A 13,685-nucleotide genomic window follows, 5' to 3' on the forward strand; every position below is an offset into this window, starting at 1 on the left:
CGACCTCGAAGGACCTTTGCCATGCCTGACCTCGACTTGTACGTCATTCACAACCTCAACCGACGCGCCACCTCGCCGGAACTGGCCGCTCAGCTGACTGCCCGGCTCAACACCGCACCCGACCAGATCACTCGCCAGCGGCTCGACATCGCGCGATCCATCCTCGGAGATCCGCAGCGTCGGGTGCAGTACGACGCGATGCTCGCTGACCCGGCCGCCCCGACTATCACCGAGCAGACCCTCGCCGCGCTCTCCGGGTTCGGCACGACTGCCCCCGGAAGCAGAGTTCCCGGACTCCTCTCGTCTTCCAAGACGCGGCTGCTGACCCTGGCCGCGGCAGTGCTTGGGCTCGTGGTGATCATCGTGGTCACCGTAGTCTCGTGCGGCAGCGACAGCACCAGCATCCCAGTCGGTGCCGACGGCGTCACCACGACCGCGGCGACTGCTGGCGACGCGGCTCCAGACTGCAAGCGCTGGACCAACAAGTCCGTCAGTTCCGCATCCTGGGCCTCCGGCGCGAGAAAGGCTCCCCGTGCCATTCTCGTACTGACCGACGCCTACGCCCTGCCGTCGGCGTTCGCGCCTCTGTCGGACCCCTCACGGTCGAGCGATGTGAACTTCGGCGGTGGTGTGCCGTTCATGGTCCCGACGCTCACGCAGTTCCAGAATCGGGATGTCGGCGTCTACGCGTACGAGAAGAAGAGCAGCAAATACGACAGCGATGGCTATCCGGACGCTGTTCTGCATGCCGCGACGCTCGCCCAGGACGGCAAGCTTGTCTCCGAGAAGACCTACACTGCCGCCACTGGTCGCGAACTGCCGAAGCCGTTCGACCTCGCGCAGGACGTGGAGGAAGGGTACTACCGCGTCGAGGCGGCCAGCGGCGTCACGATCCCAAGCGCGGCCGCCGGCGACAAGGCGCACAAGAACTATGTGTGGGCGCTCCCGGACGCCTTCGATGAGAACGTCGTGTGGGTCCTGGCGCGCGGATCGGACAAGCTCTACAAGGCTGGCCTCTACGGCGTCGTGAGTGGGGTCGAGGCGGTCGTGCCGCTCGTGGACAAGTGCGCGAAATGACCGGGCCGCTGAACGACTCGCCGCAACTGTCCAAGCACAGCGCGACCCCATGGCTGATCGCCGCCGTGGTCGTGCTCGCGATCGCCGTCATCGCCGCACTCGTCGTCATCGTGACCGCCGACGACGAACCCGCCGCCGCACCGGCGACGGTCACCTCGTCCGGGATCCCCGGAGCGACCAGCACGGCACCGGCGACCACCACGACGGGGACAGCGGCTCCGCAGCCGCCGGTGGCCGGCGCGTACGCCGGTGCCGGCGGTCCGCGGCCGGCAGGAGCCGAACCGCTCCCGACCTACGTCGGGAAGTACTCGAAGCTGGAATCGGCGCACCTGCTCACGCCCACCGGCGGCATAGGCTGCGACTTCAATGCCACCGACCAGGACGGCAAGCAGGGCCAGTGCGGGGTGCGGAAGTTCGCCCAGTCCAGCCCATTCGGCTGCGAGAGCATCGGTGGCAGCTGCAAGCAGAAGTGGCTGTTCCTGTTGGCCGACGACCGGGTCGGAGTGCCGGTCGGCTCCACTGGGACCACGGGCTGGATGAACCAGCCCGCCAACGACGGCTACACCGTGCCGCGCGTTCAGTACGGCCGCAGCTACTACTTCCAGGACTGGGTCGTCGCCTCGGCCTCCAACGGCTTGACCGTCTGGAACTCCACGACCGGCTCGGGGGTGTTCCTGTCGAACGAGCGGGCCCAGACCTTTGACGGTCCCGCGACCGCTGGGCCGACGACGCCGACCGCTGCGCCGATCGTCTTCGGCTCGATGGCCTCCAACGGGAAGGGGCTGGGCACCGCGAAGCCGGCGTCGATCTACTACGGCGGATCGCCGTCGAGCATCGTCGAGGGCGTCAGCTGGAGCTCCTGGGGCGGTGACCGGGCCGAAGGCGGCGGCACCGGCAACTATGTCGCCCCCGGCCGCGCCACCGCGCAGTCGGTGAAAAGGCAGGCCACCGTCGTCGCGTTCGCTCCGGGCACCTGCAACGGTCAGCGCGCCTATACCAGGGCCGCGATCTACTTCCCGGGCGAGGGGCAGTCCTTCGACGCCAGCGGGGCCGTCGACATCTGTTTCACGCCGTGAAAGGGACGCCCGCGTGATCGCCACCATTCCTCCCCGCGCGATGACGAGCGGGTCAGCACTAATGCAGGGGGCTCTCGTGAACGTGAACTGGACTCGCGCCGACTATGTCGCAACGCTCCAGCGACTCTCACAGCACGTCAACCAGCTGTCTCAATGCACGGCGAGACTCAACTATCTGACTCGCCAGCGCGACGAGGTCAGTGAGTACAACAAGCTGGTCCCGGGTTCGCGCAAGAAGGCCGAAGACCGCGTGGCGGCGGTCAACGCCGAGATCCAGCACACTCGACAGATCGAACAGGGAGCAATCGCCGAGTTTCGACAGTTCTACTTCGGCATCGGTGGCCCGGAGTTCTACCCCGTCGACTACCTCAACGGCTACGCGATCACCCAGGTCGCGACGCTCATCGCTCAGCATCGTGCGGACTCGGTGGGTGAAGCCCTGCGCTTCCTCCTTCAACAAGAGGAAGCGCAGGGCCAGTACCGCCAGGCACAGGCCGCTGCCGACCGCCGCCACCGGCAGAATATCCAGCACCGACAAGACGTCGCGAACAGGGCCATTTTGTGGGACATGTGGCGCGACTGGCGTTAGTCCTCGCCCAGTTCACGGGTCTTCGTGAACCCGCCTGACGGCGGATTACCAGTACCTGTGCGGGCGCGATGCTCGTCGACCGACTCGCTGTAGAACAAGTACTCGCCGATGACCCCGCGCCGCGCTTGCACCCGCTTGAACTGCTCCGCTGCGAATTCCGCGTATGCGTCGATGCGCCCCGTCGCCGCGAGGTACGCCGCGAACTCCGGCACGCCACCGGCCGCGGCCTGCCGCACCGCCGCTGGCGCCGTGTCCGGCGGGGTGCCTGTGGAGGCGGGCCGGAAGTACGTCGCGCGCCACACCAGGTATTCGGCCGGCTCACCGTGCTCACGTAGGAACGCCGTCGCGGGGCGCGGGAGCGATCCGAGGTGCGACTGCTCGCCACGGACCACCCGCACCGCGTCGCCCCACTCCGTGCCGTAGTACGCATCCATCGACTGCGGGGTCTCGCCCGCGGACCGCTTCCGGTCCGCGTATGCCTCGTAGCGCTCCTGAGCGAACTGCTCGTAGCCGCGGGCTGCACCCTCCTCGTGCGTCGACAGGAACCTCAGTGCATCGTCGGACAGCGACGCCAGCGGCCCATCAGCCGGCCGCTCGACCGGCGCGGCCATCGCGTCGCGCTTCTCCGTGGCCCAGGCCCGCAGGGCGTCGGCCTGCTGTCGCTGCTCCACGTAGAGGACCAACAGCCAGGCGAGCCCCTCCATGAGCGACTGCGACTGCGAGATCCGCCGCGCTGCGACCTGAACGTCGCGGTCGAGACGGTCCTCGACGCGCTCGGCGACGTCGTCGATCCACTCGTCGGTCCGAGTCCGGTGCCGGGCGGCCTTCCGCTCGATCGATGCGTTCAGTCGGCCGCCCGCCACCGTGCGAGGCGTGCCCGCTCGCTCGCCTTGATCTTCTCCATCTCCTCGTCCAGCCACGACGGGCGCCTTGCGGCGGCCGGGCGCTTGGCGATCGCCCTCATGGTCGAACCCATCACCGCCCGCGAATCGTCGAATGCCCGCATCGCCTCCAGTCGGTGCCGCAGGGACAGCGACATCCCCTCCTCCGGCGTAGGCTCTGGTTCCGGTTCCGGCGGCTGCACCGGCGTCGCTGCGAAGTTCACCCCCGACGGCTTCGACACTTGCTCCCGCAACTTCTTCTGTCGCTCGGCCCTGCCCATCTTGAATCTCCTTCTGTCGGTCAACGATCGACGACTCGATCGCTTGGTAGGTGTAGTCGGTGCCGAAGATCGATCCGCCACGCGACATCTTGTAGGTCTTGCCACCGCTCGACTCGAACCGCCGGACACGGCCGGCGTCGTCGAGGACGGCGAACGACAGCGCGGGCTTCGGGTTGGTCTTGCTCGGCTTCTTGAAGCGCACATCGACGCCGCGTGCGCGCATCCGCTTCTTGAACGACGCCATCGAGTCGATGCTGTCGTCGTCGAGGACGCGGTCGACCTCGTCCCGGACCCATGCCTGCCAGTTCTCTTCGGTGACGTCGAGGTGATCGAGACCTGTGTGGTCAGGGATCTCGACGCCGCGGCGGCGAAGCCAGACGCCCTCCTTGGTCTTCGACACCTCGCCGGGCTCGGCGACGAGCAGGCCGTTCTCGGCCATTAGCTCGTCGTTGATCGATTTCACGTCGCCGTAGACGAAGCCCTTACGGAGCGCCCGCACGGTCTGTGTGTCGTGATTCAGGACGAAGATGTGCGCGTGAAGATGGTTGCGGTCCGCATGCACGCCGACCACGCACGGTGCGCCCGGTGCTACACGCTTCGCCAACTCGTAGGCCAGTTCGAGGACCCGCTGCTGGTGCTCCGGGTTGCTGCGGTCGAACTCGTCGGGCGAGAAGGACTGAGTAAGCAGGATGCCTTTGCGAGGGCGCCGTTTTGAGTACGGTGCGAACATTTCCTCGGCAACGCGAGCCGTCTCTTCGCCGGCAGCGATGCCGGGCGGCAGCATCGTGAAGTCGGAGCGGAAAGCGACGGGGCGGAAGACCTGATCGCGCTTCCGAACTTTACCCACGATCACGTACATGATCGGCCCGGTGATCGCCCTCGCAGGCTCAGCCTTGACAATGCTCATGGACCTGCTCCTGGATCTCGGCCACCAGGTCGTGAAGCTGCGCGACGACGGCCTGCATCGCGACAGCCTCGCCGCTGTTCGCGTGCCGCGCTAACTGGTTGACGTTGTTGCCGAGCTTGTTGATCGACGCGGTGCTCTGGGTCAGGAGCGACGCCCACCGTGCGGTCGGAGGCCGCACAGGACGGCTCCTGGGCTCCTCACGGACGGGCTTGCCGACCTCGCCCTTGGCGCGCTGCTTCTTGACGTGGTTGTGCGTCAGCTTGATCGCGTGACGGATCGCCGCCGAGGAGGTCTTAGCGTTGTAAAAGTCCTGGATCTCGTCGACGGCAGTCTTCTCGTCGTCCTTGACGCGGACGTGAATGATGGTCGATTTTGCGGACACGGGTTCCCTCGCAGAATGGTGCTGTGCGAGAGACCTGGAATGCCCTTAGAACCTGCATCGGCTCGACCCGGACGGGCCTCAAGTGTGGAACCGAAGTGGCTCCTGGGGTTCTTTCCCCTACCTGATTCGTCGTCGATTCTACCTCAGCGGCATAGGGAGAAACAGCGCGGCTAGAAACGCACAAGTGTGTGACACCTCTGCCCGCTGCGCGGGCCTCCTATCACTTGTGCCTGCTAAAGGGAGGTGGCTGCGCCCCTCCCTCTTGGGCCTTCGGCCCAATTCACCCTCCCTGCGGGTGCTCGCGCTCCGCGCTGCGCCTGAGCCCGTGCCGCCTCGCTGGCCTGCCGATGGCAGGACACCTCGACCCGCGACATGTCGACCGCTCGGAGGTGCGCGGGCGTGGACCGTGATCCCCGACGGCGACCAACGACCGTCGATCGCAGCGCGCCCGTGACGCAGGCCGAGGTTTCGCTCGTCCCGCTCTGGCGCCGACAGCTGGGTTGCCCCGCCCCCTGACGGGCCGGGGAGGGCACTGCGCACTCGCTTCGCTCGCACGCCGCGCCCAAAGGACCGTGCCGCACCAAGGAACACCCTGCGCCGAAGGGATGCGCCAAAATCGGCCTCATGAGATCGCCGCTGAGGCGGGATCGACTCGGTAGCCGTTCGGCTGCGGAACCCAAGGCGTTCGGGCTACCAGGGTCGCTGCGGAGTCCCGTGATCAGCCGGGCCCAAAGCTGGATGAACGGTGGCAGGGGTCCGGGCCAAGTTGGTCACGGTCGACGTGGTGGAGCGAGCCTGTGGCTGTCGACGCGTTGAGGAGGGGCGAACCCGGCACGGCCCTCGGCACCGCCGGAATACCGTCGCCGAATGACGCGCGCCAGCAAACAAGTGTCGAAAACTATTGTGCTGCAGTAATTCTGGTCGATCATTGGTCGGTTGAGGTCCTACCTTCGGGTCACTGTGTGCCCACACAGGCTCGGAAGTCGGTTTTCGCTGGTGCACTCGAACGACCACTTCGGGACAAGGTAGCCCGGAGCAGACCAGGAAGAAGGCGTCGCTGGCTCCCCGAGAGCGCCGTCTCGGGCCATTCACGCCCGGAAAGAACCGTCGCTGGCCCGTACCGGGCCTGAGTGGTCTCCGTATGGCTTCTGATCGGTACGTCGACCGACCAGCGACGCCTCGAAATTGGTTGTCGTCGGCTGCTGGATGGTTTCGGTACGTCGATCGACCATCGACGCCCCGATTCGGGCTCTCGTCGGTCACCCGACGGTACGAGCAGCAGCCACCTTGGCCCGGACCGGGCGCGTTCGGGCCAAGCGATGACCACCGGACGCTCGTCGAGAGACCGGTTCTGATCCAGCGCTAGCCATCTCGGGCCGGATTCGCCCAGACGTGGCCGTGACTGGTCGGTCGCCGTACCAGCCAGCGACCAGCGCTAGCCCACTTCGTCCCGACGCGGGTCGAAGCGGTCGGGTCGAGCGGCCGCCGAGCGGCGCGCCAGTGGGCGCAGAAAAGACCGCACCCCCGCCACCACGGAGGTGACGGGGGTGCGACGATAGGTGTAGGACCGTGATCAGGAGCGGTCACATGTGCCGGAACCGGAGAGCCCATACGTTCGGCGGCAGAGCCCGTCTCACGTCCGGGTGAGCAGTAATCACCCGATACACGACCTCGGGCGACTTCCCGTTCCACATCGTGCGATTGATGATGTCTTCCCATGTATCGTCGCTCGGGTCCTGCAGGACGCGCGGGAGCGCGTAGTCACGAGCCCATTCCTCGTCTGCGAGCTCGCGCCGCAGCCGCTCGCCTTCGACGGCCGCGGTACGGATGGAACCCGGGTGCTTCATGTAGATGTCGGGGTATTCGCGCGCCACATCGGTCGGGGCCAGCTCGCCCTCGAACACACGCCGCTTCACGTCCTTGAAAGTCACACGCGGCGCGCGAGTCCACCGCGCCACGAACGCGTCGTAATCGAACGATGCGACGACCTCGTGGAAGCCCTCGTGCGACAGGTACTTGCTGTAGTTGCGCCACGCGAGGCCGCCGACGAGGGGCGCGACGCGGTACCCGGGCGGGAGCATCGCTGCGACGACGTGAAGGTCGCGGCGGTCCTTGAATCGGAACGCTCCCTGCAGATGCTCTTCTGCACCGACGCAGGAGACGCAGGCGGTACCGGTGCCGTGGCGGACAAAGAGCCAGTCCACGGCACCGCTGAATACTAGGGCCGCGCGGAGCTTGATCTCATCGGCTCGGTCGGTCGTCGCTGCGTGGCGAACGAACACGAAAGCCCGATAGCGGACCCGGTCAGCCTTCGGAGTGTTGTTGGTGTCGATCTCGGTGCTGGCGCACTGCAAGCGCGCCCGGGTAGCATCGGACTGTGGTTGGCGAGTCATCCGCCAACTCCTTTCGTGAAGAGTGAAGAGCGACTGGGCCTGGCAGCCCAGGCGCTTTTTCCATTGAGTTTGTGGTTGTGCAGGGGGAGGTCAGCCGGCGTCGGCCAGGAAAGATTTGAGATCCTCGACGCGGTACAGGACCAACGTCGGGGAGATACGGCGATAGCGCGGGCCCGCGCCTCGATTGCGCCAGTTGCGCAGAGTTTTCGGAGCGACCCCGAGGGCCTCAGCGGCCTCATTCGTCGTGACGGACAGCCGAGGAACAGCAGTGGTAGCAGACATGACGCCCACTCCTTCCAGAAGAAGAAGCGCACCAGTTGGTTTCTGTGGTGGTGGGCAGTCACTTCGCGGGAGGCCTGCCGGCCCAGAGCCCCGCTTCGCACCGCCGTCTCGGCTCGGTGCCGCCGCCGCCGTGACCCTGGCGGGGGTCCGGCGTGCCCTGCCGGAGAGGACCCGGCGTACCTCGCCGGGAAGGAGTGCGGCCCGGCGTCGCCGGACCCTTCTACCCTACCGTTCCCCGGTTCCGCCTTCAAGCACCCTGGCCGCTATGATCTGCGGGCCTACGAGCGCAGCGATAGTCCCATGCTCGTCCCAGTTGTCCCACTTCTTTCTTCGTTAGAAAGTGGGACCGCCTGTGGCATCACCGCAGTTCGCCGGGGGTGGGGCGTTGCCTGTCCTACTCTGTCCCAGTCCTCAATCAAGAACATGCACCCGCGTACGCGCGCGCGTCCGTGCTGGTCATCGCAGCCATCCGTGCAGTCTTGTCCCACATCATGTATGAAAGTTGGGTCTCGTCCGAACATCTGTCTTTCAACGCTCTATTTTCCGACGGTCGAATCGGGGACAGCGGGAGCACTCCGGGCATCTGTGCAGGTCACAGACCACTTCGCTGTCCCAAACACGCGAAGCGAGATCCGGGGCACCTCCGGAATCTGTGCAGGTCACAGGGTACTTTGCTGTCCCGATCCGAGATTGGGACAGCGATCGGGGACATCGGAGTGTCTACGGTCCGTCGACCACATCAGCATCGGCCCCGTCGCGCCAGTATCGGCCCGCCAACGCTTCGGGAATGGACGCCCACCCATCGGCGTCCCATCCGCCGAGTGCGCGCGCCTCGGCCATCGCGGCGATCGGCCCGGGCAGCGCGCCACCGTCCAGGCCCGGCCCGGCGCCCATCATGATCTCGAACTTGTCGACCTTCGTACGGCCGTGCTCCGTGTGCGAAAGCCACGTCACGCGCACTCCCGAATCCCGGAGCCACGCTGTCCGGGTCGCCTGGTCGGCCCGGCTCCACCATTCCGCCACCGTCTCGCCAGTACCTTCGTACCGCCAGCCTGACGCCTCGATCGGTTGGCCACGCAATGATTCCTGCCGTTCGGTCAGCGCCGCTATGCGGGCGTCCAGCCGCTTTCGCTGCGGCGTTCCGCGCTTGAAGGCCCCCGTGCCCAGCTGGTCGACTAGGTCGCCGAGCAGCTCGTCGATCTCGGCCAGCTCTCCGCGAGCGTCACTGCCGGAAAACCAGATTCTCGTCATCCGCTCCATCGAACCGACCCGGTCAAGAACATGCGCCTCTACCTCGTCGTCTGCCCACTCCAGCGGCACGCTCCGGTTGTCGCACGGCCCGGAAACACCAGCAGTACCCTTCTTGTCCTGGGCGTAGGCACACCGGTACCGCGGCTTGCGGCCCGGGCCGCCCTTCAAGCGGTACGCCGGGCGCCCGCACACACCGCAGAACAGCACCTTGAGCAGCAACCCCGACGTCGTCGTCGCCGTGCGATCGACCTCGCGCGACCGCAGCGCTGCGCCGACCCGATCGAAGATCTCCCGGGTGAGGATCGGCTCCGCCCGCACCACCGGCCGGCCATCATCTCCGGTGACGACGAACTCCGGCCCTAAGATCCTCTGGCCCTTGGCGTCTCGCTGCGATTGCCCCTTCGCATCAACCACCGGGTCACGAGTGATGATCTGTCCGAGCAGGGTGCGGGAGGTCAGTTGCTCTTTCATCCGTCCACTGGCCCAACCGTAGTGCTTAATCTCCCGCCCCTTGATCTGGCTCATACGATCTTTGGGCGTCAGCACGCCCCGCTTAGTGAGGTCGGCTGCGATCGGACGCAGCGGCTCCCCGGCCAGCACTCTCTCGACGACCTCATGGATGATCGCCACCTGCTCTGGGTCCTGAACAAGTCGCCACACGCCGGTCTCGTCCTTCTCCGGCACGTACCCCCACGGTGCGATCCCGCCTCGCCACTTGCCCGACCTGATGTTGTGGCGCGACGCCGAGGCGTTGCGAGTCGAGATCGCTTCCAGTTCCATTTCCGCCGTCTTCGCCACGAGCATGGCCACGATGTCGCCGAACGGGGCCGTGAGATCGAGGAACGCCTCGGTGGCCGACACGATCGCTACGTCATGCGCCTGCCCCCACCGGATCACGTCAGCCAGGTCGAGCAGTCGGCGCACCAAGCGATCCATCCGGTACACGACCAAGACGTCGAACTCGTTGTGCCTATTGGCAAGCCAAGGACCCAACTTTGGGCGCGTGAACGGTGTTGTCGCACCGGCAGATACGTCAAGATCCTCGACTACGTCGACAACGTCATAGCCGCGCTGCTCGCACAGTTCGCGACATGCCTGCTCCTGCCGTTCCGGCGAGGTGGTCGCATCGGTGACGCGGGACAACCTGACCACGATCAACGCACGTTTTCCCATGTCAGGGATCATACCTTGGTATTAATTAAGACTAATGGAGTATGCGATCGGCACCATTGCGGCGGCGGCTTTTGGTGCCCTCCTGTACACCGTGGTTACCGGGGATTCGGTGCTCAGTGCGCTCACCGGAATTATCGGCAAGGCGCTGAGCACAACAGCGGGATGAGGCATGGCGTTGCGTGGACTCGGGCGGAATCTGGAGCCTATTCGGCGTATGGGTCGCGACGAGTCGGGAATGGTCACCGTGGAAGCCGCGTATGCGCTGGCGGCGATAGCGGCGTTTCTGCTCATTGGTCTCGGCGGGGTGGTGGGGGTCTCGGCGCAAATTCGGTGCACCGACGCCGCTCGCGAGGTTGCGCGACTGACGGCAGCGGGCGATGAATCGGCCCGCCGAATTGGCGAGGCGGTGGCGCCTGCGGGAGCACACATCGCGGTCGGCAACGACGGTGAACGAGTGGCGGTCACCGTTTCCGCGCCGGTGCCGTTGCTGCCCATCCTCAAGGTGTCGGCGACTGCGATTGCGGCACAAGAGCCCCATAATGTCAGTTGATCATGGGAATTTGGGCTTTTCGACCGTTATGGGAGCGGCGACTATTGCTACGTTAGCTGTGTTGCTGATGGCGGTTCTACTTTTTGGGACCGCTGTAGCCGCCCGGCATCGGGCGCAGTCGGTTGCCGACTTGTCAGCATTGGCCGGAGCATCAGCTGCACTGTTGGAGGGCAGAAGCGGGTGCGAGGTGGCGAGGGAACTCGCGGCGGACCAGGAGGGAGCGCTGCGAGTTTCCGCCTGTATCCAAGACGGCGACGACGTCCAGGTGACCGTCTCGATGACGGTCCGGCTCGGACGGTTCGGGATCCGCGACGCAACCGCTTCCGCGCGGGCAGGCCCCATCGAATCCGTCGAGTAACGGATTTCGGAAAGTCTGCTAGTTTCTTGACCTTGAAATAAGGTAGGCCGATGGATGGGCAATATCTGATCTTCCCCGATTGGGTCGATCTCCTCTATCCCATCGCCGCGATGAACGTAGTGCTGATTGTCCTCGCCGTATTTCTCGTCGCCCGAGATCGTCAGATGAGTGCGCCCGAGAAAGTTGGGTGGACCATCCTGACCGTGGTTCTGCCTATCGTCGGTGCCGTGTTTATGATTTACCGGCAAATGAGGGAAGGCCAAGACGACTGAATCCGTTAGAAAACGAATTCAAAGAATCTTGCTCCAGAACAATTCTTACGGCGCAACGTTGGGGTTCGCTCAAGAGCTGCTTCCCGATTTCCGTGCATCGGCGGCAAGGACAATTGCCGATGCGGCAAAGAAGCACAATGCACCGATGAACGTTCCCATGTTTGCGAGCGTCGCATCGACGGTGGTCCCGGTCTTGCTCACAAACGATCCGACCGCCGAAACGCCGAAAGCTACGCAGCCGAGGAAATTGATCTGCGCCGACCACCAGTCCGCGCTGCTGGGTGCCCACATCCGGTCGGTCGAGCGCGTGAACGCCAGCAACACAAAGAAGCCGCTGATGAGGAAGGCCACCGATCCACCCGCATCTGGATTCCACACCAACTGCTGCTCACCGTGAGTCGTGTGTACTTCCAGCGCTGCTGCCGTGCTGACGTTAAACAACAGGGTTCCGAAGAACTGGATCGACGCAGCGAGCCACGCGGCCGTAAACATCACACCGGATCCGTAAGAGACCGGAACGGTGCGCGGGCCACTCAGCTCCATTTGGATCAGTGCAGCGCCGGTAAAGAACCACGCCCCGATGAAAAAGCAGAGATTGGCGGCCGAGGACCCAGCCCAGGACCCAAAACCCGGGGCAGACCCGAGAGCAAACAGGGCCGAGCCGATCATGAAGCCAATGGCCTGCTTAGTCGGTGTCGGTGCCAGCGCACGACCAACCGAAGCCGAGGCGTCGAGGCTCATGGCATGCCTTTCGGATAGGTGGACATGTCCCGGACCCGCTCGACCGGCGGGTCCGGGACAGTGGATCCAGATTAGTGGTGGAACGCTGCGGTTTGGCCTTCGCGTGGCATCGGGCCGCTGAGCTGCTCGAGGAACTTAACCTCGGCGCGCAGATCATCCAACAAATCGGAGGCCAGATCCTGGCTCAAGCCGGCGCGGACCACGATGCGCTGCACGGTGGTCGCCGCGAGGTCGTCAGCCAACGGGTAAGCGGGAACTTGCCAGCCCTTCATCCGCAAACGATCCTGAAGGTCGTACAGGGTCCAATTTTCGGTGTAACCGGCCTTCATTCGCCACGCGAACACCGGGATGGTGTCGCCCTTGCTGACCAGCTCGAACGGACCCATCTCGGCGATCGCCGCCGAAAGTCGCTGCGCCACATCCAGCGAGCCCTGCTGAACCGCCGTGTAACCCTCACGGCCCAACCGCAGGAATTGGTAGTACTGCATGAGCACCTGTGCGCCCGGGCGCGAGAAGTTAAGCGCCAAGGTCGGCATATCTCCGCCAAGGTACGCGCAGTGGAAGATCATGCTTTCCGGCAAGGCCTCCTTGTCTCGCCAGACGATCCAGCCGACGCCCGGGTACACCAGGCCGTACTTGTGACCCGAGGTGCTGATCGAGGCGACTCGATCGACGCGGAAGTCCCACTCCAGATCGGGCTGGCAGAACGGCGCGATCATGGCACCGGATGCACCGTCGACGTGGATGTGGACATCGAAACCGGTGTCCCGCTGGATCTCGTCGAGCTTCGCGGCAATCGCCGCCACCGGCTCGTACGCGCCGGTGTATGTCTGACCCATGATCGCGACCACGCCAATGGTGTTCTCGTCGACGTACTTCTCCAGGTCATGGCCGTCGAGGAACAGGTGGTCCTCGGTGATCGGCACCCAACGGGGCTCCACCTCGAAGTAGTTGCAGAACTTCTCCCAGCAGACCTGAACGGCCGTCGAGAGCACAATGTTCGGGTTCTCCGTCGACTTGCCCTGCGACTTGCGTAGGTGTTGCCAGCGGCGCTTCAGCGCCAAGCCGCCCAGCATGCAGGCCTCAGACGAACCGATGGTGGACGTGCCGATGGCTTGCTCAACGTCCGGGTTGTGCCAGAGGTTGCCCAGGATCCGCCAGCAGCGATCTTCGATCGCCGCGGTCGCCGGGTATTCGTCCTTGTCGATCATGTTCTTGTCGGCGGTCTGCGCGTACAGAAGCTGCGCTTCCTTGTCCATGTACGTCGTGACGAAAGTCGCCAGGTTGAGGCGTGAGTTTCCGTCGAGCATCGCCTGGTCGTGGACGATTTGGTAGGCGGTGCTGGGAAGCATCATGTCTTCCGGGAGCTCGTGACGCGGCAGCGACGTCGCCTCCCCGCTTCGATTGAAGACTGGGCTGAGCATCATGCGATCGGAATCAGTATCGGCCATGTTTCTCTCCTAATTTCTCAA

Annotated in this window: 13 protein-coding genes and 1 pseudogene; 7 read left to right on the forward strand and 7 right to left on the reverse strand. The window is 65.0% G+C overall.

Annotated elements, in window-relative coordinates; translation table 11 throughout:
* Nucleotides 1–21: 21 nt before the first annotated feature.
* From WBA38_RS12620 to WBA38_RS12630, 3 genes are read left to right on the forward strand one after another with little or no spacing between them, the layout of a single operon-like run.
* Entirely contained in the window at nt 22–1,077 is a 1,056-nt protein-coding gene (locus WBA38_RS12620) for a hypothetical protein (protein WP_424322844.1), read from the forward strand.
* The gene (locus WBA38_RS12625) at nt 1,074–2,153 is read left to right on the forward strand and encodes a hypothetical protein (protein ID WP_424322845.1); all 1,080 of its coding nucleotides are present in this window, start codon (nt 1,074–1,076) and stop codon (nt 2,151–2,153) included. The genes WBA38_RS12620 and WBA38_RS12625 overlap by 4 nt, the downstream gene beginning before the upstream one ends.
* Nucleotides 2,154–2,166: 13 nt before the next feature.
* The gene (locus WBA38_RS12630; protein WP_424322846.1) at nt 2,167–2,742 is read left to right on the forward strand and encodes a hypothetical protein; all 576 of its coding nucleotides are present in this window, start codon (nt 2,167–2,169) and stop codon (nt 2,740–2,742) included.
* Here WBA38_RS12630 and WBA38_RS12635 read toward each other — a convergent pair.
* The 5 genes from WBA38_RS12635 to WBA38_RS12655 all read right to left on the reverse strand — a co-directional run bounded on the left by WBA38_RS12635 (nt 2,739) and on the right by WBA38_RS12655 (nt 10,292).
* Nucleotides 2,739–4,811, reverse strand: coding sequence for a relaxase/mobilization nuclease domain-containing protein (locus WBA38_RS12635; protein ID WP_424322847.1), 2,073 nt, complete (start codon nt 4,809–4,811; stop codon nt 2,739–2,741). The genes WBA38_RS12630 and WBA38_RS12635 overlap by 4 nt on opposite strands.
* Nucleotides 4,792–5,193, reverse strand: coding sequence for a plasmid mobilization relaxosome protein MobC (mobC, locus tag WBA38_RS12640; protein ID WP_424322848.1), 402 nt, complete (start codon nt 5,191–5,193; stop codon nt 4,792–4,794). The genes WBA38_RS12635 and mobC overlap by 20 nt, the downstream gene beginning before the upstream one ends.
* A gap of 1,583 nt (nt 5,194–6,776) precedes the next feature.
* The gene (locus WBA38_RS12645) at nt 6,777–7,586 is read right to left on the reverse strand and encodes a hypothetical protein (RefSeq protein ID WP_424322849.1); all 810 of its coding nucleotides are present in this window, start codon (nt 7,584–7,586) and stop codon (nt 6,777–6,779) included.
* Between the two features lie 90 nt (nt 7,587–7,676).
* Entirely contained in the window at nt 7,677–7,868 is a 192-nt protein-coding gene (locus tag WBA38_RS12650) for a helix-turn-helix transcriptional regulator (protein ID WP_424322850.1), read from the reverse strand.
* A gap of 720 nt (nt 7,869–8,588) precedes the next feature.
* On the reverse strand, nt 8,589–10,292 hold the full coding sequence (locus WBA38_RS12655; RefSeq protein ID WP_424322851.1) for a recombinase family protein: 1,704 nt from the start codon (nt 10,290–10,292) through the stop codon (nt 8,589–8,591).
* Between the two features lie 37 nt (nt 10,293–10,329).
* On the opposite strand from WBA38_RS12655, the pseudogene WBA38_RS12660 reads away from it, so the two are divergent.
* The 4 genes and pseudogenes from WBA38_RS12660 to WBA38_RS12675 form a co-directional block, all read left to right on the forward strand.
* Nucleotides 10,330–10,458 (forward strand): annotated as a pseudogene (locus WBA38_RS12660) (DUF4244 domain-containing protein); the annotation flags it as partial.
* A gap of 3 nt (nt 10,459–10,461) precedes the next feature.
* Entirely contained in the window at nt 10,462–10,842 is a 381-nt protein-coding gene (locus tag WBA38_RS12665) for a TadE family type IV pilus minor pilin (protein WP_424296842.1), read from the forward strand.
* Entirely contained in the window at nt 10,832–11,200 is a 369-nt protein-coding gene (locus WBA38_RS12670) for an Rv3654c family TadE-like protein (protein ID WP_424296843.1), read from the forward strand. Before WBA38_RS12665 ends, WBA38_RS12670 begins: the two co-directional genes overlap by 11 nt.
* Nucleotides 11,201–11,250: 50 nt before the next feature.
* Nucleotides 11,251–11,472: a PLDc N-terminal domain-containing protein gene (locus tag WBA38_RS12675; protein ID WP_424296845.1), complete on the forward strand. Its 222-nt coding sequence runs from the start codon at nt 11,251–11,253 to the stop codon at nt 11,470–11,472.
* 69 nt (nt 11,473–11,541) lie between these two features.
* Here the strand turns inward: WBA38_RS12675 and WBA38_RS12680 are convergent, their stop codons facing one another.
* On the reverse strand, nt 11,542–12,213 hold the full coding sequence (locus WBA38_RS12680; RefSeq protein WP_424296846.1) for a hypothetical protein: 672 nt from the start codon (nt 12,211–12,213) through the stop codon (nt 11,542–11,544).
* Nucleotides 12,214–12,284: 71 nt separating this feature from the next.
* Nucleotides 12,285–13,664, reverse strand: a complete 1,380-nt coding sequence (locus WBA38_RS12685; RefSeq protein ID WP_424296848.1) for a glutamate decarboxylase — start codon at nt 13,662–13,664, stop codon at nt 12,285–12,287.
* Nucleotides 13,665–13,685 lie beyond the last annotated feature (21 nt).

Source organism: Gordonia sp. (in: high G+C Gram-positive bacteria), assembly GCF_049647785.1.
Taxonomy (GTDB): domain Bacteria; phylum Actinomycetota; class Actinomycetes; order Mycobacteriales; family Mycobacteriaceae; genus Gordonia.

Coding starts and splice junctions, on each gene's coding strand:
- WBA38_RS12620 (WP_424322844.1), top strand. CDS start 22: ATGCCTGACCTCGACTTGTACGTCATTCACAACCTCAACCGACGCGCC.
- WBA38_RS12625 (WP_424322845.1), top strand. CDS start 1,074: ATGACCGGGCCGCTGAACGACTCGCCGCAACTGTCCAAGCACAGCGCG.
- WBA38_RS12635 (WP_424322847.1), bottom strand. CDS start 4,811: ATGAGCATTGTCAAGGCTGAGCCTGCGAGGGCGATCACCGGGCCGATC.
- WBA38_RS12645 (WP_424322849.1), bottom strand. CDS start 7,586: ATGACTCGCCAACCACAGTCCGATGCTACCCGGGCGCGCTTGCAGTGC.
- WBA38_RS12650 (WP_424322850.1), bottom strand. CDS start 7,868: ATGTCTGCTACCACTGCTGTTCCTCGGCTGTCCGTCACGACGAATGAG.
- WBA38_RS12655 (WP_424322851.1), bottom strand. CDS start 10,292: ATGGGAAAACGTGCGTTGATCGTGGTCAGGTTGTCCCGCGTCACCGAT.
- WBA38_RS12665 (WP_424296842.1), top strand. CDS start 10,462: ATGGCGTTGCGTGGACTCGGGCGGAATCTGGAGCCTATTCGGCGTATG.
- WBA38_RS12670 (WP_424296843.1), top strand. CDS start 10,832: ATGTCAGTTGATCATGGGAATTTGGGCTTTTCGACCGTTATGGGAGCG.
- WBA38_RS12675 (WP_424296845.1), top strand. CDS start 11,251: ATGGATGGGCAATATCTGATCTTCCCCGATTGGGTCGATCTCCTCTAT.
- WBA38_RS12680 (WP_424296846.1), bottom strand. CDS start 12,213: ATGAGCCTCGACGCCTCGGCTTCGGTTGGTCGTGCGCTGGCACCGACA.
- WBA38_RS12685 (WP_424296848.1), bottom strand. CDS start 13,664: ATGGCCGATACTGATTCCGATCGCATGATGCTCAGCCCAGTCTTCAAT.